A 23632-nucleotide genomic window follows, 5' to 3' on the forward strand; every position below is an offset into this window, starting at 1 on the left:
ATTTACACGATTTTGTTTACGATCAAGGCGCTTTAAAGAAGCGAAAAACAAAATCGTGTAAATCCTTAAATCAGCTAAATCCCGCCGGGACGCCGGTGCGGTTATTTTTTAACGAATGGGAGTTTAACAACCTGCGCCTTTAAGAGCCGGTCGCGAACTTTAACGAAGATTTCGGTGCCGGGTTTGCTGAAGGCCGTTTGAACGTATCCCAGGCCGACCCCTTTGCCCAGTGTGGGCGATTGTGTACCCGATGTTACTTCGCCGATTAAGTTTCCATCAGCGTCGGTGAGTTCGTAGTGGCCACGCGGAACACCCCGGTCAATCATTTCAAAACCAACTACTTTGCGCGGGACACCTTGTTCTTTCTGCGCTTTCAATACGTCGGCATCGATGAAATCGTGGGTGAATTTCGTTACCCAACCCAGACCCGCTTCGATAGGAGAGGTTTCGTCGGTGATGTCGTTGCCGTATAGGTTAAAGCCCATTTCGAGACGTAACGTATCACGGGCACCCAAGCCAATTGGTTTGATACCATACGGTTCTCCGGCTTTCATAATGGCGTTCCAGACGGTCTCGGCCTGGTTATTTGCCACGTATATCTCAAAACCGCCAGCTCCGGTATACCCTGTTGCCGAGATGATTACATTGGCGCATCCGGCAAAATCAGTTTTTTCGAACGTGTAATAACTCATCGATTCCAGGTTGGCATCGGTGAGCGATTGTAACGCTTTAGCCGCCATTGGTCCCTGTACGGCAAACAGACACGTATCGTCGGAGATATTAGTCAACGTAACCGGTCCGCCGTTGCGGTCATAGTCAGACGCGTACTGGCTGATCCAGTTCCAGTCTTTTTCTATATTCGACGCGTTGACTACGAGCATATATTCAAGGTCGCTGATTCGATAGATGACCAGATCGTCAACAATACCGCCCCGACCATTGGGCAGGTAGCTGTACTGGACTTTGCCATCAAACAACACACTAGCATCGTTTGCCGACACACGCTGAATCAGTCCCAATGCGCCTTCGCCCTTGAGAACGAATTCGCCCATGTGCGAGACGTCGAAAATGCCAACGGCATTGCGGACGGTGTTATGTTCGTCGAGATCGGAGGTGTAACGGACGGGCATTTCGAAGCCCGCAAACGGCACAATTTTCGCGCCTAACTGCTGATGAATGTGATGAAGAGGAACCTGCTTTAGCGACATGTAAGCGGAAGTTAGTCGGCAAAGTTACAAACAGATGCCTAGGTTTCAATCCGTCTAACTTTTGAACTACGTTAATGCAGGCTAAAGTTAATCGGCAGATTGTACTTAACCCGCACTGCTTTACCGCGCTGAAAGCCTGGTTTCCACTTACCATTCATGCTTTTAACGACACGTAGCGCTTCCTGATCTACATCGGGTTGAACACCCTTCAGGATTTCGTAGTCACACAACGTACCATCTGTACAGACCACGAAACTGACAAACACTCTACCCTGAACACCAGCACGTTGCGCGTCAACTGGATAGCTGAGATTGGTGGAGAGAAATTTACCTAACTCAGCCATTCCGCCCTGAAATTCAGGTACTTGTTCTAGTTGCGTATACCGCAACGTATCACCCTGATTCGATTTTGATTTGCCCCCCTGAAAGATTCCCTTTTCATACATTTCTTCATAAAAGAAAGACCCATCAGTATAATAACCCTTCCAGATTCCTTGTTTGACACCGGCTGCGTAGGTGCCTTTTTCGACAAAAATCGTATGCTTCGTGGTGTCGTTATTCGAAACTACCTGCTCCTGATACGTAGCATATCCATTGCCATCTATAACCGTTTGCTTACCTGTGCTGTCCCAGACGGCAACAATCTGTTCGAGCGTACCTGTAGTAAATGATTTTGGTTTATCAAGCGTTTTGATCTGCTCAATCTGACCATTAGCATACCATTTTAGGAAATTTACTCGATCGCCCGTATCCGCTTTCTTTTGGGCGATCAGGCTATTAGGGTAGTACATTACATCAGTATTCGTAGGGCTACCTTCATCATAATAAGTTTGTCTGATACGTTTTCCCGTACCATCCAGTACAAATACATCACCCTGCCACTGCTTTCGAATGTTTTGATTTCCAATCGTTTGGCAGGAATTGCAGAAAGGATTAGTGTATTTCTCTGTAGTGAAGACCAATCGGTAATATTCCTTCCATTTTTTATTTTTCGCTTCATAAACCACTACGTCTCCTGTTGGAAGTCCCGTTGAGTCGACCTGCGAAACTTGCTTGAACTGGGCTAACGTACTGTCGGCATTGGTCGCTTTACCATCTTTCGTGAAAAACACTATTCGCTTCCCATTTAGGTACGTAAAAGCCACATTTGGCTTAAATACAATCGGTATGGTTATCTGCTGGCGTACTGCTTTTCCTGCTTTCTGAGCCGGTTTCCACGCATTAAACAGGCTGAAAACACGTAACGCTTCCCGATCACAATCAGGACGAAAACCTCTACTGACTGCTACGTTCGACAGGGTACCGTTGGGCTCCACAACCCCATTGACGATTACAGTTCCACCGATTCCTTTAGCTTCCAGCGATACAGGCTTGCGGAGATTAGTTTGAATAAACGTATTGAAAAAAGCTGTACCGCATCTTGGTTCAGCCGCGCTATCTACTTCAAACTGTTGAAAAGCAGGAGTTTGGGCAAGGGCAGATAGTGTGAAAAGAAACAGAAACGAGAGTAATTGGAAGTTCATTTATGAAATGTGTTTGTATTGTCTAACAAAGTATATAAACTGTGTTTTTACTGCCCAGGGTCAGAAATAAAATCCGGTTACTAACGTCCACTTTATTCCTTGATCATGAGAGTACAGGAAGCTACCTCTCAGATCACATCGTAGACTTGCAACGTGGCAGATTAAATTTAGAATCCAATCAGTTGGGTTGGATTTTGCCAAATGAATCCCGACGTTTGCCGCCGTTTCGTCTATTACTTGCTTGATTACCATGAACAAACCACAGCTAGCCAATCTTTTTCCGGTTGATGACAGTCAAATTCCTGAAGCCTACCGTATTGAACCGCTTCACCAGCGTGAGTATCTGATTAATGGTGAATTACGTACCTGGGATGGCCCCACCGTTGATGTTTTATCACCCGTTTGTTTTCAGACGAAAACAGGTCTCGAACGTAACGTAGTGGGCAGTTATCCGGTTACGACCGAAAAGGAAGCGCAACAAGCTTTAGAGGCTGCCGTGCAGGCCTACGATAACGGCCGGGGGGAGTGGCCAACCATGTCGATTGCTGACCGCATTACGTGTATGCAGCATTTTGTTGGTAAAATGCTTGAACGTAAAGCGCAGATTGTCAACCTACTCATGTGGGAAATCGGCAAAACACTGGGCGATTCAACCAAAGAATTCGACCGGACTGTTGAGTACATTTATGATACCATTGATGCGCTGAAAGATATTGATCGGGCTGGGTCGCGGTTCAAAATAGAGCAGGGCATTATTGGCCAGATTCGGCGTTCGCCACTGGGTGTCGTGTTGTGCATGGGACCGTTCAACTACCCACTGAATGAAACCTATACGACGCTCATTCCGGCTATTCTGATGGGTAATACCATTTTGTTCAAAACGCCAAAACATGGTACGTTGCTGCACTACCCGATGCTCGATGCCTTCCGTGAGTGTTTTCCAAAAGGGGTTGTCAACACCATTTATGGCCGGGGCGCCAACGTAGTACCGGCTCTCATGCAATCGGGCAAAATCAACGTATTAACGCTGATCGGTTCGAGCCGGGTGGCCGATAGTCTCAAAAAAATGCACCCCAAAAGTAATCGGCTACGTGCTGTGCTTGGGTTGGATGCTAAAAATGCGGGCATTATTCTCGAAAACGCAGATATAGATTTGGCCGTCAAAGAGTGTCTGTTGGGATCGATGTCGTTCAATGGACAGCGATGTACGGCTATTAAAATTATTTGGGTGCATCGGTCCATCGCCGGCTCGTTTCTGGCAAAGTTCAGTGAAGAGTTGAACAAGCTAAAACCCGGTATGCCTTGGGAAAGCGGTACGCAGGTGACGCCCTTGCCTGAACAGCAGAAACCAGCCTACCTCACTGAGTGTGTCAACGATGCGGTGGGGCAGGGGGCGGCTGTAATCAACGAGGGCGGTGGTACGGTTGTGGGTTCGTATTTTTCGCCCGCGTTGGTTTACCCGGTTGCCGACGGTATGAAGTTATACCGTGAGGAACAGTTTGGTCCGGTTGTGCCGGTTGTTCCTTTCGATTCTATCGAAGAGCCGATTGACTACATCATTACGTCCGATCACGGCCAGCAGGTGAGCGTTTTCGGGACTGATACTGAACAAATTGCTGAATTAATTGACCCATTGGTGAATCAGGTGAGCCGGGTAAATATCAATGCGCAGTGCCAGCGCGGGCCTGATACGTTCCCGTTCACAGGCCGAAAGGATTCGGCAGAAGGCACGCTTTCGGTTGAGGATGCGTTACGTTCGTTTTCGATACGTACTGTTGTCGCCACTAAAGATACTGATACCAACAAGGCCATTCTAAACGATATTGTGGGCCAGCACAAGTCAGAATTTTTGAGCACAAACTTTATTTTTTAACGTAGCAGTCTCGTCTTTTTTGCCATGCTGACGAAGGAAGCATCTTAAGATTTCCTTATTTGTAAGTTAGGATGCTTTAAGATGCTTCCTTCGTCAGCATGACAAAAAAAGAATAAACAGTAAACCACCCTACCAACTTTGCTAACAGCAACCAGACTCACCAAATTATACGCAGATGTGCGGGCCGTGCGGAACGTATCGCTCAACCTGGAGCCGGGACGTATCATGGCGCTGGTGGGCGCGAGTGGTTCAGGGAAAAGTACGCTGCTCAATCTGTTGGCGGGATTAGCTGATGCCGATTCTGGTGAGGTGCGACTTAATGGCGAACGAGTGAAAGGACCGTCGGAAGTATTGGTGCCAGGTCACGAATCGATTCGGCTGGTGCATCAGGAATACCAATTGATGCCGAACGTATCGGTTCGCGAAAACATCGCCTACGCACTACGTTTCTTCGAGAAAAGTTACCGCGATTTCCGGGTAAATCAACTGTTGAAACTTTGCCGGTTAACTGATGTACAGGACCGCATACCGCGTCAGGTGTCGGGTGGGGAGAAGCAACGTACCGCCATTGCCCGTGCCATTGCCGATAAACCAGCCGTGTTGCTGCTTGATGAACCATTTAGTCATCTCGACCTGCCAAACCGGCTCATTGTCCGCGATTTATTGTTCGATCTGATACGTCATGAAACAATTGACGGATCAGCTACAGCCTGCCTGATCGTGACGCACGACGCTACTGATGCGTTATCTATTGCCGATACGTTAGGTATTCTGTGTGATGGAAAACTGATTCAGACAGGTGCTCCGGTAGACGTTTACCATCGACCCATAAACGCCTATGCTGCACGGATGACTGGCCCGGTTAACACTGTTAAGTACAAGCATTTTCAACTTTTCGGCTTGCCCGAATCAGACAATTTGGATGCATTAATATGCCTGCGCCCGGAGCAAATTAAACTCACAGATTCAGGAATCCCCGCCACGATCCGGGCCGTATATTTTAAGGGAAGCCATTACGAAATCGACGTAGAAGTATCGCGTTACATATCGCTGCGACTATTAACTGAACGTAGTGATCTACAGGCGGGCCAGCAGGTAGCTATTTCTATTGCCACAAGTGGAATCTGGCCAGTAAAAAACTAGTTTTCAGTAACTATTCCAGCCGGACGTAGTTGTTTTGGATAACTAACAAAACAACGTTATGAACCGCAACGAACAAACCGAAAAGGACGAGCCGAATGGAAAAGCTGACGTATTAGTTAGCATAAAGACTGAGGACGTAAAGCCAACCGGTGTTGACGATAACTCAACCGGCATGGGCGAAGACGATTATCTGGCGAAATCGAATAAAGAAAACGACGAGGACTAACGTGTTGTAAAGTCGAAAGGTTATAAGGTTGGCTGACCCTCCTTTTACAATCCTATAACCTCTCGACTTTACAACTGTTGACTATCGACTCTTTACAACATTCTCTTAATCAGTTGCTCAACGGAAATGCCTTCGGCTTCGGCTTTGAAGTTACGGACGACACGGTGGCGAAGAATGGGCATCGCTACCGCTTTTACATCTTCAATATCTGGCGAATATTTGCCTGTTAGCAAAGCATTACATTTAGCTGCGAGAATCAACGCCTGCGATGCGCGTGGGCCCGCGCCCCATTCCAGATACTGATTAGCATCCGATGACGCTTTATCCGTATTTGGGCGGGTTTTATGTACCAGACTTACCGCATATTCCACCACGTTATCGACTACAGGCACCCGACGTACCAGGTGTTGAAATTCCCGAATTTCTTCGCCCGTGATCACTCGTTGTACGTCGTATATCTTGTCAGAGGTCGTATTCTTTACGATGTCCAGCTCCGATTGATACGAAGGGTAATCCAGGTAAATATTGAACATGAAACGGTCGAGCTGGGCTTCCGGCAGCGGATACGTACCTTCCTGTTCGATGGGGTTCTGAGTAGCCAGCACGAAGAAAGGACGGCCCAGGTCATATTTCTGACCGGCAATCGTTACCGCATATTCCTGCATGGCTTCGAGCAGCGCCGACTGCGTTTTAGGCGGAGTCCGGTTAATTTCGTCGGCCAGAATGATGTTCGCAAAAACAGGCCCCTTGATGAATTTGAAATTGCGTTCCTGATCGAGGGTTTCTGAACCCAGAATATCAGAAGGCATCAGATCGGGCGTAAACTGGATGCGGTTAAAGTCGAGATGCAGAGCGCTGGCGATAGTTTGAATCAGCAGCGTTTTAGCCAATCCCGGCACACCGACCAGCAGACAGTGCCCCTGGCAGAAAATGGCCGTTAATAAAAGTCGAACGGTATCATCCTGACCGATAACGACTTTTGAAATTTCACTTTTTAGTTTCTGGTAAGAGCTAGTCAGGGCTTCAGCAGCAGCTACATCTGATGTATAAGGCACAATAATTCAGTTATAAGGTTGTAAATCGGTCCGCCGTAGCGATATAGAAATATAAAGTTGTAAGGTTGTATGGTTAAAGAGTTGCAAGGTGGATGACATGTTGCTTACAAACTGTATAACCTTATAACTCTATCGCTTCATAATCCTAAAACTTCTCATTCATTCCCGCCTGTGTTGGCTGCACTATTCTGTGTAGTACCAAATATTCGACAGTTCTGAAATTCGGGGTCAAGCGTTATATAAACATCGCTAACCGATTTCTTGAACCAGTCATCGATGGCGCGGTTCTTCTTGTTCTGAAGAACAACGGTTTGCAATTTCTCGAAATCTTTCGAGTATTCAGCCGTATGCGGAGCCGTTTTGTTCTTAAAATACAACAATCGTACCGCACTTTTGCCATCTTCTGTACGGTAAGGCAAAGGCTTAGAAATACTACCTACCTGCATGGTGTCGAGCATCTGGAACAACGCATATTCCATGGTCTGGTCCATAGGCAGTCGGCTGCTGTTTGTCTGTGGATCACGTATCAGACCACCAGCATCGGCAGTAGCTTTGTCTTCCGAAAAATCGTGAGCGGCCTTATCGAATTTGAGCGAATCAATCTGGATGAGGTTCCGCAGGCTGTCCAGGGTTTTTGTAGGTCCGGTCAGATCCAGACGGTTATAGTCGGGACGTAGCAGAATATGGCGGGCGTGATATTCGGCACCCCGCGTTTCAATGAGCTGAATGAGGTGTAAACCAAACTCAGATTCAACCACATCTGACATTTCGTTGGGTTTCAACTTTAAAGCAGCCCCTTCAAAAGGAGCCACCATCATGCCCCGTTTGGCGAATCCTAAGTCGCCGTTACGTTCGGCTGAACCTACGTCTTCCGAATTTTCTTTGGCTAGTTTACCAAAATCCTCCCCATTTTCGACACGTTTTCGTATGTCGAGCAATCGTTGACGGAGCGCATCTTTCTGTTCTTTGGTAGGTTTGGCAAAGCGGACAATCTGTCCAACTTCCACTTCGGCGGGCATGTAAGGCAAACTATCTCTTGGAATAGCATCAAAAAATTTACGAACCTCACGAGGAGTAACTTTTACGTCGGTCGTAATTTTCTGCTGCATTTTCTGGACAATCTTCTGGTCTTTTACCTGCGTCCGCAGTTCGCTTTTCAGCATTTCGAGACTTTTTCCATAAGCCTCCACAATGTTCTTCTCCGAACCGAATTGCTGCACCATGTACTGCATGCGCTGGTCGAGTTCAAGATCAACAATTTTGTCGTCTACAACCACTGAGTCAATTTCGGCTTTAGCCAACATCATTTTGTTGATAACCAGGCTTTCCAATATCTGGCATTTTTGCGGAGGAGTCTGATTCTGACCTACATACGACTGATAAGCTTCTTCCAGATCGGAACGTAGCACGTAGTAATTATCGACCTTAGCGATAATCTTATTGAGGCTGATGCCCTGTCCCTGCCCGAAGGTAGGCGAGGTTAGAACCCAACCAACCAAAATTACGAGCGCACTACTGATAACTTTTTTCATGTTCTAAAGATACGCACAGAAAGGCAGGCAGTCTGTGTTTTAACAAATTTTAAACCGATCCAGCGGCCCCGCTGAAACTTCTTCTTACTTTGCCAGCTTCCGAATCTCGTCATCATTGACCTTCACCGGGTACTTCTGTCGGAGCTGGGCCAGCCATTGTTTTTCGAGAATGGCCTGATATTCATTGATAACCGTACCACGAGCTTCGGCAAACGTTTTTGGACGGGCCGGTTCAATTCGGTCGATGATAACAGCAACAGGTTTATTGCCCGGACGAATGAACGTAGCACCGACCTTCCATTGTTCGATGGCATTCAGATAGGGAGATTCGCCTTCGGCGTAAATGCCTGTGGTTGCGGTGATTGGCGACGGAACGGACGTAGTAGCGTTCTTACTATTTATGGTTTTGACCACATCTTCTCTGGCCGTGGAGAAATACTGAAACGTGACGTTACGTTGGGCATCCCGAACAGCGCCAGGCCGCGCACCCTGGTAGTCTTTTTCCATGATACGACGTAACGATACCCCGTTTTTCTGCAAATAACCAACCACCGAACGGATGCGCCCCGCCGATACCGAATCGCGTTCGGTTGGGTCGTGCGAACCCGTTACTTCAACAACGTAGTTCGGATTGTTGCCCATTATAACGACAATGTCGAATAAACTTTCACGCTGACGGGGTGTCAGAATGGTCTGACTTTTGTCGAAAGGCAAAGCTGCTGCCGACCGTCGAAGCTGGTAGGGTGGCTTGCCTGACAGAGCGGTTGTTGCCTGCCGGAGTAAACTATCGGTTGACGCAACCAGGATGGTAGCTACAGCACGTTCAGAATATGTGTACTTCGCTTTATTCTGTTCAAAATACTGCCGCTGGCCTGTTGAATCGACCATGGAACGTTCCCATACATTCTGCTCCATTACCTGCGAAAGCAGCACACCATCTCTGATTTCATTCAGAAGTGCCCGAAATTCAGGTGATTTTTTGTCCAGATTCTGTTCTTCAACGGTCATCAACTGGTCGCCCACAAATCGGTTGAACAACCGACGCATAGCGACCATCGGCGAACCAATAGCTGTGATTTCACCTGCCGAAGCGTTTGCTGACATAGCCGGATTGCGCTGGGGCTGCTGCCGCTGGCGGACATACGCAAAAAATTGGTTGACCGTGTAAGGCTGATTCGCAATTGTGAGAATGACTTTATTCTGAATGGTCGGGTCGAGAGGTTCGGTATAACGCCATTGACCACGTAGCAAACTGCTGTCGGCTTTGGCGAGGGCCAGGTCAAGAACTGGGGTCATTTCCTGCACCGGATATTGAGTCCGAAGCCGCTGAATTGTAGCCTGCCGCACTATGTCGGCCCTGCTATCGGTGGTGACGCGCTGACGTAACGAAGGAGCCATCGTTGTGTACGATTCCAATCCCTTTCGTTCGATGAGCCTAATAATGTGCCAGCCGTAATTGGTCTTGACGGGTTTCGAATAATCGCCAGATTTGGCCAGCGCAAAAGCGGCATCTTCGAAGGCTGGTACCCATCGCCCTGGCTCGAAAATAGGCAACGTACCACCATTGGTTTTCGACGTAGCGTCGTCGGATACCTCTTTACAAACCAACTCAAAGGAATCGCCGGCCTTTAGTCGGGCGTAAGCCGCATCGATACGCTCCTGAGCCGATTTCTGTCCTGACTCGTCGGCACTGGGGCTGATACGTACCAGAATATGCGCCACGCGTACCCGCCCCCGGCTAGGCCGGCGACCATTTACTTTGACAAGATGGTAGCCAAATCGGGAACGTACCGGTTGTGAAATTCCACCGATGGACGTAGTGTAAGCCGCTGTTTCGAGCGGGTAAACAATACCGAACGCAGAAATGTATCCCAAACTTCCCCCATTTTGTGCTGTCGTCGCATCTTTTGAATGTTCACGGGCCAGCTGGGCAAAATCGGTTCCGCTCAGCGCCTGCTTACGTAACGCCAGCACTGTTTCGTAGGCTTTGGTGGTATCGGCGGGCAGGGCGTCTTCCGAAACGGGAATCAAAATATGTGATACGTTGACTTCTTCCTGCATACGCTGGTACGCTTCGGCCGCCATCGATTCAACCAGCACTTTATCAGTCAGGTACGACTGCGCCAGTTGCTTGCGATACGTAGTCATTTCTTCGCGAAAGGCTTCGGTGGTATCGCGTCCTTCAGCTTCGGCGGCCAGTACTTTCAGTTTCAGATTAGTGTATAAATCGAAATACTCTTTTACGTCGGTGCGTTGCGTCGAATCGGAAGAGAGCTGATTTTTGGTAAACGACTGGAAAAAATCGTCGGTTGTAAACGATTTGTTACCAAGCGTGAGAATAACAGGCTTCGGGGGTGCTTGCTGAACAATCGGCGCGGGTGTTTTACAGGCCGTTACGATTAGTGCCAGCAGAATACCTCCTGTGAAATGGCGCATAGCGTCGGGTAAAAAATAGGTTTATAGTTTGTGGGTTTGGCAGTTGGTAACCGATGCGCGAATACCTACCATTCCTTGAAAACCAAGTTTCAGGAAAAAACATTCGCTATGATTATCAACGATTCAGACGGTAGCTTATTGGCGAACCGCCTGGATTTTCGCGGTTTTCAGTAGTATGTCATACTCCAGTCGATAGGAGAAAGCGTCGCGCATGTGACGGCCGGTGAACTCTGCCGGTACGTGTACAAACCGCTGTTTTTTCTGGCGGATGTCGGCTTCACGAAGCTCCATACTGCTCTGCCCCAGCAAATCGTCGTCGTCGAGTTTATCGACCAGCTTCAGGCCAACACCGGTTGCCATCAGCCCCGCCGATACGTACTTTAGGGGCGTCAGCACTTCAGTAGCCGCTACCAGCAAACCCACCGGAATTGCCACTACGTTGTGAATTTGCTGAATCTTCGCCATGGTTTCTTTTGCCCGGTTGTAATCATCAACTTCAATCAGAACAATCGAAGCCACGATACGTCCATTTTTGGGAAGCTCCAGCCCAATAGGTTTCGCCTGTCCAGCGCCAGCAGCTTGCAAATCAAGTTGCTGATTCTTCCGAAGAGAGCCCACACCCCAGCCACCGTTCACCACGCCAACAGGCTTATTTTGCGCATCATAGCTGGTAAGCGAGTAAGCCATCATCAGTTCATCGTGCCGACTGATCGTTTCTTCCAGATTCGTCGCTTTCAGTGAACGGGGTACCAATTCAGCAGTAAGTACAGGCTGACGGGCGCAACTGCTCAGGATGAACAGGAGGATAAAGTAATGAAAGATATAACGCATAAATAAAATGTAGTTTTCTGAACCGGGATTTAGCAGATTGATGGATTTACACGATTTTGTTTTTCGCTTCTCTGAAGCGCTCTATCCATTACCAAAATCCTGAAAATCCATCAATCTGCTAAATCCCGGTTCAGATTTTCGGCTCCTGCTGACTTAGGCAGTGAAAACTTCCCAGCCCCCATACAATATCGGTTGAGTCAATACCGAGAATTTTGCGATCAGGGAAGCACTGGCCAATGATGTCAAGTGCTTGCTGGTCTTTCGCGCAACGGAAAGTTGGAACGATAACAGAGCCGTTTGTAATCAGAAAATTAGCGTACGAAGCCGGTAGCCGTAGACCATCGCTCACGACGGGGTCAGGCATGGGTAGTTCGACAATGTTGAGTTGTTTGCCGTTCAACAACCGCATCTGCTTCAGTTCGTGGTGGATTTCCTGCAAAAACGGATAGTTGTCGTCGTTTGGATTCGGCTCGTAGGCGGCAAGAACGGTGTCTTCATTCACGAAACGTACCGTATCATCAATATGGCCGTCGGTGTCGTCGCCTACGATGCCTTCTTCGACCCAAAGTACCTGCTGAACGCCGTAGTAATCGCACAGATATTGCTCGATTTTTTCCTGCGTCAGATGGCTATTCCGGTTCTGATTGAGTAGGCAAGCCCGGCTGGTCAGGACTGTTCCGGCACCATTAAATTCTACCGAACCGCCTTCCATAATAATGCCTGGCGTTACGTATTCCAGTTGGCGATAATGAGCAATTTCAATGGGAATCAGGTCGTCGCGGTCGTAGGGTGGATATTTTCCTCCCCAGGCATTGTACCCCCAATTGACAATCATACGCTCGTTTTTCCCGGGATTGATGAGAAACGCCGGGCCGTGGTCGCGACACCAGGAATCGTTGGTTGGGTGGGGGAGGAGTGTGATTTTACTCATATCGGCCCCAGCAGCCAGCAGACGTAGTTTAGCAGCCTGAATGACAATATCGTTGTGCGCGTTGATGCACACCTGCTCACTTTCAGAAATGGCTTTGATGAAGTCGATGTAAGCCGGAAACATCAACTCCTGTCGCTCTTTTGTCCAGGATGCTTCGGTATGCGGCCAGCTAAGCCAGGTTGCTACGTGTGGGTGCCACTCTGGTGGAAAGAAAAAGCCCTCACGGGCAGGAATGAAAGCCATTTACAGGAATGATGTTTGATGGATGATAAATGCGAACGTCCATCGTTCAGCGTTCATCATGCAAAAATACACCTTATGGGCGAAACCAGCTACGGAAGCAGTTCTTGAATCGTTGCTACGTTCAATTGAGTGAAATCATCGACAATCAACGTAGCACCAGTAGTGGCTAGCTCGTCGCGCGTGTGTGTAGTCGTGAGAGCAATCACAACCATGCCTGCTCGTAGACCGGCTTCGATACCCGCAAAAGCATCTTCAAACACCACACATTGGTCTGGTGATACGTCTACCCGTTCGGCGGCAGTCAGATAAATTTCGGGGTCGGGTTTGCCGTGGTGAATCATACTGGCATCGACGATTGCATCGAAATAGGGACGTAACGACAGACCATCGAGCGTGAATCGAACGTTACTTTCCGGTGCTGACGTACCCACTGCCAACCGCACGTTTTTGGCCTGCAACGTATCTAGAAAATCCAGCAGACCGGGTGCCGTTTGAAGATGCGGACGGTACAATTCACGATAGATAGCTTCCTTTTCTTCGGTCAGAACAATCAGTTCACCGGGGGAGATGGGGCGCTGAAAAACATAGGCCATCGAATCGGCGGAAACGCGCCCATTGATATTTTCAACGTACTGCTCTAAGGTAAGCGGACGGTCATATTTGTGAGCAAACTGAAGCCAGGCATTGATGTGGAAATTCGTATTGGCAATCAAAACGCCGTCCATATCGAACAGGGCGGCAAATGGGGGAGCGGCCATGAGAATATTTCTGAACCGGGATTTAGCAGATTGATGGATTTACACGATTTTGTTTTTCGCTTCTCTGAAGCGCTCTATCCATTACCAAAATCCTGAAAATCCATCAATCTGCTAAATCCCGGTTCAGATTAGAGGGGTTTAATCTTGATATTTCTAAAATAAATCGGAGCTCCGGCGTGTTTTCCCTGCAAGCCAATGAAGCCACGTAGCGGCAGCTCGGCGGGCGGTTTGCTGAGCCATTCCGGTACGTTCGAGCCATCAGGATTGGTCTTGGCTGATGTGAATTTTGCCAGGTCAATCGTGTTAACGAGCTGGTTATTAAGCACTACGTAGATCATCTTGTCCTGACACGTAATGGTGTACCGATTCCATTCTCCAGGTTTTTTTACGACCCCCTGCCTGGTGGCAGCCTGATGTCCGAAGAAAGCCCCGCATTGCCAGTTCGTTGGCGACTCAGCCCACTGCTTGGCATAATCGTCGGCAATCTGAATCTCTACTGAGTTCGGAATCCAGTTCGTCGTATCGCTGGCGTGAATAACCACACCACTATTGGTTCCATCGGCGGTTTTGAAAAGCAAATCCAATATGAAATTGTCGTAAGGTATACTGGACCAGATGGCTTTATCAGCGGTGGCTGTCAGGGCGCCTTCATCGTCGAAACTCCAGACGCCTTTCGGAAAGGAAGCTTCCGATAAATCGGTTCCGAAAAGCGATTTCCAGCCGGGGCCGGTTGGGTTCGGATGACCTTTCGGGGGCAAACCAGTGGGTGAAGTTTGAGCAATAAGGCTATGGGTGAAGGCTACCAGTATAGCTACCAGCAAATATTTTTTCATTGTGTAAAATGTTTGCTCTATAAAGTGAATGATTATGTCAATTTAACGTAACGTAGCAGCCGGTACGTATCTGGCTGCTACGTTACGTTGTCCCGTTTAAACGAATTGTGCTTCACTACGTTGCGTTTCCGCATCCTGCTGGCGAAAACTTTTCATAATCCAGCCGCCCCCCACTACGTCGTCGCCTTCGTAAAAAACAGCCGCCTGGCCGGGTGCAATGGCCGAAACCCCTTCATGAAAACGCACCTCAATCTGGTCATCGTCAACCTGCGAAATGATGGCAGACGTACCGGGGTCTTTGTAACGCACTTTCGTAACGGTTTCGAGTGGTCCGGTAATGTGGTCGTACTTTTGTAGATTCAGTTTACGGACAATCATGCCGTCACGTAGCAAATCTTTGTCGACGCCCAACACTACCTCATTGGTTTCTTTACGGATTTCGGTAACGAACATGGGTTGCCCAAAAGCCATTCCCAGCCCTTTCCGTTGGCCGATCGTATAAAACGGATAGCCCTGATGTTTGCCCAGAATTTTGCCAGTGCCTTCCATCACGAAATTTCCGCCGGCCACTTCGGCTTCCAGCCCTGGCATACGACGTTTCAGGAAACCCCGATAGTCGTTGTCGGGAACGAAACAGATTTCGTACGATTCCGATTTGGTAACCAGTTCAATAAAGCCCCGTTCTTTCGCCATCTCCCGAATCTCGGATTTTCGCAAATGACCCAATGGCAGTTTTGTCCGGCTCAGGCTTTCCTGCGATACGCCCCAGAGTACATACGATTGGTCTTTCAACGTATCAACCCCTTTCGAGAGAACGTAACGCCGGGATGGCGTACCAGTATTCTCTTCACGAATTTTGGCGTAGTGTCCTGTCGCAATGGATTCGCAGTCGAGTCGGTCGGCACGGCGGAGCAGGGCATCCCATTTGATGTGCGTATTGCAGAGCACACAAGGGTTTGGCGTACGTCCTTCGAGGTATTCACCGGTAAAATGGTCGATCACATAGTCACCAAATTCTTCCCGGATATCCAGAATGTAATGGGGAAATCCCAGACTGACGGCAATGTTGCGAGCATCGTTGATGCTGTCGAGACTACAACAGCCGGTTTCTTTTTTGGAACCTCCCGATGAGGCATAATCCCAGGTTTTCATGGTCATACCAATGACCTCGTAACCTTCTTCGTGCAACAGCACCGCTGCCAGTGAAGAATCGATGCCGCCACTCATGGCGACCAGAATTCGTCCGTGTTTACTCATGGTATCCGCGAGGGTTCAAAGCCCTCCGATGATTATTGTTTAAGAAACTGGCTAACAATTTTCGATACAAATCCATTCAGCGTAGCGAGTATTTTTATGGTTTTAACTGATAAAGTCCTACACCAAACGTAGGCTGACGTACCGTAAAAAGAGCGACTTTTGCAACTTCATACCCTTTCATCTGGCGGGCTACTGATTATTTTGAGCGAGTTATATGCTTAAGCTATGAAATTGGATGGAGAAAATGCCTTTTATGAGAACGTTCCTACTTTTATGGATAGTTATTTGGACTTCACGGACATCCTTTGCACAGGTTGTAGTATCAGGCCTCTATTCCTATAATCAGCCATCGGTTAATACCCATTCGGGTTATGAAGTTCGAACCTTACTGGAAGGCACTACCCGTGACTTTTCGCACCTGATTCTCCAGGCCATAACGCTGCAAGCCAATCAACCTGATCAATCTACCCTGCAACTCGAAGAAGAAGCCACATTGATTATCAAAGCAGGTGAATCGACGATTTATCTGGGAGGGAAACGTAAAACGATGGGACCTGGTAGCGTCGTGATGCTCATGCCAGGTGACGAATTTCGGATAGAAAATAAGACTGCCCAGCCTCTAACATATTTCATGATACGTTTCACGTCCAACGAAATGCCAGATCTGGATCTGTACAGTATGGTTGGTGGCTCTTTTTGGATAGATCGGCAGGAGATTGCCAGTAGAAAAGTACTTACGTATTCTACGGTGATGAGTCACCGTATTGCCTTACAAAAAAATACATTGGTCTCTGGATCAAAAAATTATGAGGCTCGTCGAGCCGCTGAGTTGCTATTCGTTCTGGACAATCCAATTCAGGTGTCTATTGGGGACGTAACGAAAGTGGCGAAAGCGGGCGATGTCATATTTTTGGATTCAGACGTATCGCACAGGATTAATGCTGGTAGTCAGGAAGATAGTACGTATTTATCCTTCCAGTTTTAGTGACTGTCTGCACTCAGTCAATCGAAAAGCCACTTTACAAAGCAAAAAGTAATACCGAAGCAACTAGAAAGCAGAAAAAAAGACAAATAACAATCACCTTACTGGAACGGGAATAATGAACGTATCGACTATTGCCAGCCAGCATATTCATTATCTCATTAATCCAGTGCGAAACCATACGTAACAACGGTCGATGTAGAAATTAGACTTGCTACATATATAACTGTCACTAGCTTGGAGGTTATGAAATTGTTACGTTGTTATGATTGATTGGCACGGATGTATTTTTGATATTCGTGTTGGCCGTTTTGTGAAACCCTTTGTTCTTATGGTTTGTCTGGATATGCTTTAACTAAAGCGTTCGCTTCCTCCGAAGTTAGTATCGAAACACAGCCATGCCGGGCTTCCGACGGAAAACTGACGTCTTCTTCAACAGTCCAGTGGATCAAATCCGGCGAGTAAGAGGCACCAAAACGGTTCGTCATACAGTAATCGTAGAACAGCAGCCAGCCGGGTTTGACGGGGTCCTTTATCGCAGTTGGCCCTTCGGTAATAACCGGAACAATCTGCCCTTTATTCAATGGGCCTTCCACCAGATTGTATGGCCCTTCAAGATTCTTCGACGTAGCGACTCGAATAGCTCGCCTTTCGCCAGTTTTGGCGCCAAATTCCTCCTCCTTATGAAAGAGGTAATACGTTCCTTTTTCTTCCAGCACGGTTCCATCGATCACCGAATAAGGAGGGGCAAAAAATACCGTAGCCGGCGTAAATGTTTTCCAGTCGCGTGTCCGGCAGGACCAAAGCCGACTTTCTTTCCAGCCTGCATCTTTAAATGACGACGACCAGATTAATACGTACTCACTCGTTTTGTCGTCGTAAAACCATTCTGGTGCCCAGATATTTCTCGCTAACGTTCCTGAATCACTACGTACATCTTTCATCAGGGATAATGGTCCTTCAACCTGCCAGTGAATCAGATCTTTGGACGTAATGTAAAGGCAACTTGGTCCTACTTTTGCGCGATCAGTACCGGATCCACCTCCCGTTGACAAAATGCGCCAAAGTCCATCGGGTCCACGACGCACATAAGGATCACGAACATGATGCTCCCGGACCGGTTTGTTGTCGTTTAAAGCCGTCCAATGGCGTCCATCGGTGGATAAAGCGATGTGCAGCTTATTGATCAGCATGGGGTCGGGTAGGGGTACCTCAACTGTTTTTCCCTGTGCATCAATCTCGATACGTGTCGGATAACGCTGACGGAAGTAAGTTAGCATCCATACGTTCTTGCCAGCCGCAATTTTGAGCGGCACTTTGGCTGTTGCGTCTTGGGCTGTTGCTTCGTTTTTGGGTTGTGCCAAAGCTTCTCCCAGAGAGAAAGTCAAAATAATAAATAAAGTTGTAAGCTTCATCTGTACTGAATAAATGGAATGTGTTTAAACTTTTATTCGAAAGCGGTTTTTGTCATTCTGACGTAGGAAGAATCTTAAAGTTTCCTTGTTCATAAGTCAGGAAACCTTAAGATTCTTCCTACGTCAGAATGACAAAAACACTCATTTGCGACTTTTTCCCGAAAGTTTAAACAGGTTTATGGTTAATCTTTTGAAAACCACGTCAAAAATGGGTGTTTTATCATGCTGAAGTACGACAAAGTGCTTTTAGAAAAAAGCTTAAAATGGTTTTGGGTTGACACTTCGCTACATACTGCCCGTTGCGTTCACAAAGTTAGAAAAGAGCTATTTATATGCTTTTGGGGTATATCTTTTCTGCGAAACACCTCGTATGGTAAAACATCCTTATTCTTTCCTTTGGCTGATATTCGTTACGTTAACAGGGAGCATCGCATTCATTGGTAAACCGAATGTAACCTTATCGGCACAAAACCCAAAGGCTTCCAGACCCCACATCATCCTGTTTATCTCAGACGATCATGGTTACGAGGACGCCGGTTTTGCTGGAGCAAAGGTCGTACGAACCCCCAATCTGGATGCCTTGAGCAAAGAAAGTTTGCGATTTACCCATGCATTCTGCAATACGCCAAACTGTGTTCCGTCGAGAGCAGTAATCAGTACGGGGTTGATGCCGGCACGTAACGGCGCGCATCCCAACCACAGTAAGATTAATGCCGGAATCAAAACGATACCTGTGTATATGCAGGAGTTGGGCTATCAGACAATACTGGCGGGAAAAGATCACGTATGGCCACAATCGGCCTATCCATACGTTTATCTGAAAAAGAAAGATCACGATTACCAAAAAATCGACTCAGTACTGGCTGCCCACGCCAAACCGAAACAAAAACCGCTTTTTCTGGTCGTCGCAACGGATAACCCGCATGTGCCCTGGCCAACCCTGGAGGGCTATGATCCAAAGACAGTCGACGTACCGCCATTTCTGGTTGATACCGACGTAACGCGGCAAGTTCGAGCGAAGTATTACACCGACGTAACGGATATGGATAAAACGATGGGAGAGTGCCTCAAATCGATGAAGAAATACGGTTATTCTGATAATACGTTGTTCCTGTATACGACGGATAATGGACCGCAGTGGCCTTTTGGCAAATGGAATCTTTACGATCAGGGTATACGGGTACCGATGCTGGTACGTTGGCCGGGAAAAATAAAGCCGGGCACGACCGACGCGATGACCTCTCTTGTAGACCTACTTCCTATGTTGCTGGATGCGATTGGCGGTAACGTACCAACTGGATTGGATGGCCGAAGCTTTCTACCCGTACTTACGGGCCAACGAACATCGCACCGCGACACGATTTACACGACGTACACGGCCGATACGCGCTACGGAGCTTTCAACTACTACCCAATACGTAGCATTCGTACCCGCCAGCTCAAATACATTATGAATCTGGAACCCGGTCTCACCTATACGACACACATCACCAATGCCAAACCCGAAGACGGTACAGATTACTGGGAGTCGTGGGTCGAGAAGGCCAAAACAGATACCAAAGCTGCACAACGTGTTTTGGCGTATCAGCAACGCCCCTCCGAAGAATTATATGATCTGGAAAAAGACCCGTACGAACTGACAAATCTGGCAGCAAAGCCCGAAAACCGCGCTACGTTGACGGCGTTCAGAAGAGCAATGGAAAATTGGATGGAGACCCAGAACGATCAGGATGGATTAACGCGCTACTTCTTCAACATCAAGTACGGCAAGAAGAAGTTAATTAAGAAGTGAAGCTGTTTAAGGTTTCTCGTTGAGCGACTAAATAGGCTACTCGTTATGTGTCCTTACCCCTAAATCCCCTGAAGGAGACTTTGCTCGGGTTTAGATAAAGGCCCCTTCTGTGGATTTAGGGGTAAGGACAGGCAGTAAATCAAAGCTTAAACAGCTTCTAACTAAAAAAGCTATTTCAAAAACCGATACGTCATTTTTACCAGAAAAATATTCCGCCCCTGCTGGGAAAATAGATTATCGAACAGGCTGCGGTTGAGCGGTGAACTTAGGTCACTGGCGACGGCGGGTGTGTTCCCCTGCGACCACACCAGATACAGCTCCGACCCCGGTTTATATTCCCATCGGGCTACCAGATTCGAGCGGAACTGCACGAAATTAAAATCGGGCTTGCCGAACGTGTAATCAACGGAACCATCGCGGTTTTCATCGACAACGTAACGTCCGTCCTCGAAACGCAGCTCACTACCCGAAAACCGCCGAAACCGCTGGTCGAAATCGTTGTTGAGCGGGTCTGCTACGTAGGCAAAATGTTGATACGTTGGCCGCGTAATAAACGGCTGACCGTAGTACTGAATGGTTAGATCGGGTGTGATGTTGTAGTTCAGACGTAGCGTGTAGCGCATGGTGTGCTGATTCACTTCGCTAACGATAGTACGTAGCGAACCGTTGTACGTAGCGCTACCGACATATTGATCCTGCCGACGCCAGTTGTGCGTGTAGCCCGTACTTAAGCTAATGTTAAGAGCATCTAGGGGTTGCACACGTAGCGTGAATGTTACGTCGTTACTGCGTGCGGTATGCTCGAAACCCCACGAATTAGCGAATTCAACCGAGCCCAGCACTTTTTTACGGAAATCGCTTTGAATGTACCCCCAATGATTAATCCCCGACGGTAAACGTAACGACGACCCACCCCGCAACGCATTATTCGACACCTCGTACGGATTCCAGGTAGCGCCAGTACCCACCTGCCAGTTGTTGCGGAACGTAGCATGGACGTTACTGTTAAACGCCTGATACAGAAACTGTCCGCCAAAATCCCAGCGTGACCAGTGGTTGTAATTGATACGGGCATTTCGGAAAATTGAAAACGACTTCTGATAATGCAGACCGGCCCAGGTGAAATGGTTGATTTCGTTGCTGGTCAGCATGAAGCCGATGTCGTTGAGTTCCAGTTCGGGGGAACGATACGTAATGCCGGTTTCGAACTTGAAAACCTGTCCCAGCTTGCCCGATTTTCCGCCGATTTTCCCGAACCGGAACGTACCGCCCGTTCCGGTCAGCGATGTTCGCCCTTCATCGACACCAATTTCCGATGCGTTGCTACGTTGAAATAAATGCTCGAACGCGCGTTGAGTATTGGCAATTACTTCTTTCGAGCCCTGCACCTGACTGAAAATCACGTTTCCACGGAAATACCACGTTCGATTTTTCCAGAAATGCAGGAAATCCAACCCGCCCGAATACGCGTTGGTGTGAAGCAAGTGATTCAGGTTATTCTCCCGATTAACACTCGTGAAAATGCCGCCGATGACCGTATTTCCCGCATCGATATCTTTTTGCAATCGCCCGACGAAGTAACTGGTGAGTGGTTCAACAGTTTCCTGCCGACGGTCGCCCGCCCGGTCGATTTCGGCCATGGTACGTCCGGTAATGCTTTCGAGAACGCCAATGCTCCAGCCTTTTTTCGTTTTTCCGCTAAACTTAGCTGCTCCCAGAATCGGCGTATTTTGTGGTACCTGGGCGTACTCGCGCTGGGCCAGCGAAGGGTAGCCGTGGGGTGAGCCACCAATTCGACGCGAGTAAAACAGCAAATCAGAATCGTAGTTGCCACCGGCTTCGGAACCGGTTAGCTGATAATCGAAAATGTTGCGGCTTTCGATGAAAAACGGGCGACGTTCTTCAAAAAAATTCTGAAAACCATCGATACGTACCCGCGATGGATCAGCTTCGACCTGCCCGAAATCGGGATTTACGGTAAAATCGAGGATGAGGTCGCTGGTGACGGCCACTTTCCCATCGAGCCCAACCGACACTTTTGAGTCAGAGCCAGTGGCAAAGGGGTTTCCTTCCTCGCGTTGGTATTTTTCGGTTTTAGCTACTACGTAGGGAGCAATCTCAATCTGCTTCTGCGACGGTACGTTCTTCAAACCATGCAGTTCGCCGAATCCACTCACCCAAACTCCCGAATTCTGTGGAATGTATTGCCAGACGGAGCGTTCTTCTTTCCGGAAAATCCGACGCTGAACCTGAATCCCCCACACTTTGTCGGCCTCATTGCCATAGCGCAACTGACTCAGTGGAATTTTCACTTCAGCGGTCCAGCCTGTAGTGTCGACATGCGTTTTTCCGTACCAGATGGGATTCCAGCTCGTGTCCCAATTGTTGCCGTTTTGCGAGATGAACTCATCGCCCCGAACCCCCGAAACCGATAGAGAAAACGAAAACGCGGTACGTTTGTCATAGTAACTGTCGATGTTGATTTCCACCCAATCACCCGGAAATTCATCCCGGCGACTCATTCGTTTAATGATCGAATCGGGTGCGGCATCGAGGCATCGATAGCCGACGTACAGGAATTTGTCGTCATAGAGAATCTTGAACAGCGTAGGTTGCCCGGGCGCTTTGCCTTCGTTGGGCTGATACTGTGTAAAGTTCCCCGACCATTCAACCGCATTCCAGGCAGACTCATCTGGAATACCGTCTAACCGTATTGGCTGTGTAATACGTTGCGTGTAATATTTCCTTTTTTCAATAGGCGCATTTTTCGACGGCGCGTTCTGAGCCCGTACGAAAGCAAAACCAAGAAGTAAAATAGCCGTAAAAATCGCTCGACTCATGGAAGAAAGAAACCTGATAATCTGCGTCAAAGACGTAGGAATGCCCGGAAAAGTTGCTTAAGCCAGCAAGTTAAAGCGAAATTAAAAGGGGCCTCTGTTAATGTTTCTTAATAGTTTAACTGCCCATGCAGCGTTTTTAGGGGCATTTTCCTAAACTAGGGTCAAATGTAGTGTCAATACAGGCTCTATCCCAGTGCGTTCTTCACCCGGCCAATCGCTTCGTAGGCAATCCGAACGTCATCAGTAATATTTGGCGTGTCGGTACTGATCTTAGACGAACCAATACCTGTCAGAATATAATTAGCATTGATTTCTGGGTACGCTTTAATAATCGCTCCTAACGTATCGGTTCGCATAGCCTTCACCCGACCAATCTTAATTTGGTTCAGTGTATCATACGCTACGCCTGACGCTCTGGCTACGTCTCCGAGCGATAAATTCATGTTCTCAAATATCTGAAGCATTCGCTCGATCATTTTTCCCGTAATAAATAGCCGACTAGTGACCATAAAAGTAGTGGTTTAATGTATTGATTTAGTTTGATACTGTAAATATACAGCTTCATCTTAAACAAAATAATATTTAATGCTTGTATTTGATGTATATATACAATATATTTGCTGTACGAAAACAATAAAACACATCTACTAATGGAATTAAACATCTTAATCGCTCCAATCACTACGCAGGAAATCGAATGGCGTGTGCAGTCGCAGACCAAAGACGGACAGAAAATTATTGTTCTACCGTATAT

General features: G+C 47.8%; 18 protein-coding genes. 5 read left to right on the forward strand and 13 right to left on the reverse strand.

Features of this window, described 5'->3' with window-relative positions:
* Positions 1-101 precede the first annotated feature (101 nt).
* Entirely contained in the window at positions 102-1208 is a 1107-nt protein-coding gene (gene gcvT / locus IC229_RS31945; RefSeq protein ID WP_190892532.1) for a glycine cleavage system aminomethyltransferase GcvT, read from the reverse strand.
* A gap of 71 nt (positions 1209-1279) precedes the next feature.
* The gene (locus IC229_RS31950; RefSeq protein WP_190892533.1) at positions 1280-2731 is read right to left on the reverse strand and encodes an energy transducer TonB; all 1452 of its coding nucleotides are present in this window, start codon (positions 2729-2731) and stop codon (positions 1280-1282) included.
* A gap of 250 nt (positions 2732-2981) precedes the next feature.
* On the opposite strand from IC229_RS31950, the gene IC229_RS31955 reads away from it, so the two are divergent.
* The 3 genes from IC229_RS31955 to IC229_RS31965 all read left to right on the forward strand — a co-directional run bounded on the left by IC229_RS31955 (position 2982) and on the right by IC229_RS31965 (position 5973).
* Positions 2982-4604, forward strand: coding sequence for an NADP-dependent glyceraldehyde-3-phosphate dehydrogenase (locus tag IC229_RS31955; protein ID WP_190892535.1), 1623 nt, complete (start codon positions 2982-2984; stop codon positions 4602-4604).
* A 138-nt stretch (positions 4605-4742) separates the two neighbouring features.
* A complete protein-coding gene (locus tag IC229_RS31960; RefSeq protein WP_190892542.1) occupies positions 4743-5747 on the forward strand; it encodes an ABC transporter ATP-binding protein in 1005 nt (334 codons plus the stop codon).
* A gap of 58 nt (positions 5748-5805) precedes the next feature.
* Positions 5806-5973 carry a hypothetical protein gene (locus IC229_RS31965; protein ID WP_190892544.1) on the forward strand — a complete coding sequence of 56 codons (168 nt, stop codon included), beginning with the start codon at positions 5806-5808 and terminating at the stop codon, positions 5971-5973.
* A 92-nt stretch (positions 5974-6065) separates the two neighbouring features.
* On the opposite strand, the gene IC229_RS31970 is transcribed toward IC229_RS31965, so the two are convergent.
* The 8 genes from IC229_RS31970 to mnmA all read right to left on the reverse strand — a co-directional run bounded on the left by IC229_RS31970 (position 6066) and on the right by mnmA (position 15849).
* Positions 6066-7028 (reverse strand): AAA family ATPase, encoded by a 963-nt coding sequence (locus tag IC229_RS31970; RefSeq protein WP_190892545.1) that lies wholly within the window; start codon positions 7026-7028, stop codon positions 6066-6068.
* A 155-nt stretch (positions 7029-7183) separates the two neighbouring features.
* Positions 7184-8560 (reverse strand): peptidylprolyl isomerase, encoded by a 1377-nt coding sequence (locus IC229_RS31975; protein WP_190892547.1) that lies wholly within the window; start codon positions 8558-8560, stop codon positions 7184-7186.
* Positions 8561-8644: 84 nt separating this feature from the next.
* On the reverse strand, positions 8645-10996 hold the full coding sequence (locus IC229_RS31980; RefSeq protein ID WP_190892548.1) for a peptidylprolyl isomerase: 2352 nt from the start codon (positions 10994-10996) through the stop codon (positions 8645-8647).
* Positions 10997-11131: 135 nt separating this feature from the next.
* Positions 11132-11827 carry a hypothetical protein gene (locus tag IC229_RS31985; RefSeq protein ID WP_190892550.1) on the reverse strand — a complete coding sequence of 232 codons (696 nt, stop codon included), beginning with the start codon at positions 11825-11827 and terminating at the stop codon, positions 11132-11134.
* Positions 11828-11957: 130 nt separating this feature from the next.
* Positions 11958-13001, reverse strand: a complete 1044-nt coding sequence (locus IC229_RS31990) for an agmatine deiminase family protein (RefSeq protein ID WP_190892552.1) — start codon at positions 12999-13001, stop codon at positions 11958-11960.
* A gap of 89 nt (positions 13002-13090) precedes the next feature.
* Positions 13091-13759 carry an HAD family hydrolase gene (locus IC229_RS31995; protein ID WP_190892554.1) on the reverse strand — a complete coding sequence of 223 codons (669 nt, stop codon included), beginning with the start codon at positions 13757-13759 and terminating at the stop codon, positions 13091-13093.
* Positions 13760-13887: 128 nt separating this feature from the next.
* The gene (locus IC229_RS32000; protein WP_190892555.1) at positions 13888-14592 is read right to left on the reverse strand and encodes a 3-keto-disaccharide hydrolase; all 705 of its coding nucleotides are present in this window, start codon (positions 14590-14592) and stop codon (positions 13888-13890) included.
* A 96-nt stretch (positions 14593-14688) separates the two neighbouring features.
* Positions 14689-15849, reverse strand: a complete 1161-nt coding sequence (mnmA, locus tag IC229_RS32005) for a tRNA 2-thiouridine(34) synthase MnmA (protein ID WP_190892557.1) — start codon at positions 15847-15849, stop codon at positions 14689-14691.
* Positions 15850-16102: 253 nt separating this feature from the next.
* Here mnmA and IC229_RS32010 point away from each other — a divergent pair, with 253 nt between their 5' ends.
* A complete protein-coding gene (locus IC229_RS32010) occupies positions 16103-16834 on the forward strand; it encodes an AraC family ligand binding domain-containing protein (RefSeq protein WP_190892559.1) in 732 nt (243 codons plus the stop codon).
* Between the two features lie 326 nt (positions 16835-17160).
* On the opposite strand, the gene IC229_RS32015 is transcribed toward IC229_RS32010, so the two are convergent.
* Positions 17161-18219: a glycoside hydrolase family 43 protein gene (locus IC229_RS32015; RefSeq protein WP_223834325.1), complete on the reverse strand. Its 1059-nt coding sequence runs from the start codon at positions 18217-18219 to the stop codon at positions 17161-17163.
* A gap of 397 nt (positions 18220-18616) precedes the next feature.
* Between IC229_RS32015 and IC229_RS32020 the strand changes: the two genes are divergently transcribed.
* A complete protein-coding gene (locus IC229_RS32020) occupies positions 18617-20038 on the forward strand; it encodes a sulfatase family protein (protein WP_190892562.1) in 1422 nt (473 codons plus the stop codon).
* A 170-nt stretch (positions 20039-20208) separates the two neighbouring features.
* On the opposite strand, the gene IC229_RS32025 is transcribed toward IC229_RS32020, so the two are convergent.
* Together IC229_RS32025 and IC229_RS32030 are read right to left on the reverse strand one after the other, a co-directional pair.
* Positions 20209-22878 (reverse strand): DUF5916 domain-containing protein, encoded by a 2670-nt coding sequence (locus IC229_RS32025; protein WP_190892564.1) that lies wholly within the window; start codon positions 22876-22878, stop codon positions 20209-20211.
* A 185-nt stretch (positions 22879-23063) separates the two neighbouring features.
* Positions 23064-23387, reverse strand: coding sequence for a hypothetical protein (locus IC229_RS32030; protein ID WP_190892566.1), 324 nt, complete (start codon positions 23385-23387; stop codon positions 23064-23066).
* Between the last annotated feature and the right edge of the window lie 245 nt (positions 23388-23632).

It is taken from the genome of Spirosoma profusum (assembly GCF_014699005.1).
In the GTDB taxonomy this organism is placed as follows: domain Bacteria; phylum Bacteroidota; class Bacteroidia; order Cytophagales; family Spirosomataceae; genus Spirosoma; species Spirosoma profusum.

Coding starts and splice junctions, on each gene's coding strand:
- gcvT (WP_190892532.1), bottom strand. CDS start 1,208: ATGTCGCTAAAGCAGGTTCCTCTTCATCACATTCATCAGCAGTTAGGC.
- IC229_RS31950 (WP_190892533.1), bottom strand. CDS start 2,731: ATGAACTTCCAATTACTCTCGTTTCTGTTTCTTTTCACACTATCTGCC.
- IC229_RS31955 (WP_190892535.1), top strand. CDS start 2,982: ATGAACAAACCACAGCTAGCCAATCTTTTTCCGGTTGATGACAGTCAA.
- IC229_RS31965 (WP_190892544.1), top strand. CDS start 5,806: ATGAACCGCAACGAACAAACCGAAAAGGACGAGCCGAATGGAAAAGCT.
- IC229_RS31975 (WP_190892547.1), bottom strand. CDS start 8,560: ATGAAAAAAGTTATCAGTAGTGCGCTCGTAATTTTGGTTGGTTGGGTT.
- IC229_RS31980 (WP_190892548.1), bottom strand. CDS start 10,996: ATGCGCCATTTCACAGGAGGTATTCTGCTGGCACTAATCGTAACGGCC.
- IC229_RS31985 (WP_190892550.1), bottom strand. CDS start 11,827: ATGCGTTATATCTTTCATTACTTTATCCTCCTGTTCATCCTGAGCAGT.
- IC229_RS31990 (WP_190892552.1), bottom strand. CDS start 13,001: ATGGCTTTCATTCCTGCCCGTGAGGGCTTTTTCTTTCCACCAGAGTGG.
- IC229_RS31995 (WP_190892554.1), bottom strand. CDS start 13,759: ATGGCCGCTCCCCCATTTGCCGCCCTGTTCGATATGGACGGCGTTTTG.
- IC229_RS32000 (WP_190892555.1), bottom strand. CDS start 14,592: ATGAAAAAATATTTGCTGGTAGCTATACTGGTAGCCTTCACCCATAGC.
- mnmA (WP_190892557.1), bottom strand. CDS start 15,849: ATGAGTAAACACGGACGAATTCTGGTCGCCATGAGTGGCGGCATCGAT.
- IC229_RS32010 (WP_190892559.1), top strand. CDS start 16,103: ATGAGAACGTTCCTACTTTTATGGATAGTTATTTGGACTTCACGGACA.
- IC229_RS32020 (WP_190892562.1), top strand. CDS start 18,617: ATGGTAAAACATCCTTATTCTTTCCTTTGGCTGATATTCGTTACGTTA.
- IC229_RS32025 (WP_190892564.1), bottom strand. CDS start 22,878: ATGAGTCGAGCGATTTTTACGGCTATTTTACTTCTTGGTTTTGCTTTC.
- IC229_RS32030 (WP_190892566.1), bottom strand. CDS start 23,387: ATGGTCACTAGTCGGCTATTTATTACGGGAAAAATGATCGAGCGAATG.